The sequence below is a fragment of the Paraclostridium sp. AKS73 genome (assembly GCF_025671395.1).
GTDB lineage: Bacteria > Bacillota > Clostridia > Peptostreptococcales > Peptostreptococcaceae > Paraclostridium > Paraclostridium benzoelyticum.
In genome coordinates, this window is record NZ_JAIXHU010000103.1 from 1 (window position 1) to 261 (window position 261).

The window sequence follows — 261 nt, forward strand, 5'->3', positions numbered from 1 at the left end:
GACCTATCCATGAGCAGGATGAAGCGAAAGTAAAATTTCGTGGAGGTCCGAACCCACGAGCGTTGAAAAGCTCGGGGATGACTTGTGGATAGCGGTGAAATTCCAATCGAGCTCGGAGATAGCTGGTTCTCCCCGAAATAGCTTTAGGGCTAGCCTCAAGGTTGAGAAATACGGAGGTAGAGCACTGAATATCCTAGGGGGCATTGCGCTTACCGAAGATTATCAAACTCCGAATGCCGTTATTTTATACTTGGGAGTCAG

1 rRNA gene is annotated in these 261 nt (G+C 48.3%); it reads left to right on the forward strand.

Annotation, left to right across the window (positions count from 1 at the left end):
- Window positions 1–261, forward strand: a 23S ribosomal RNA gene (locus tag LEQ07_RS19890); the annotation flags it as partial.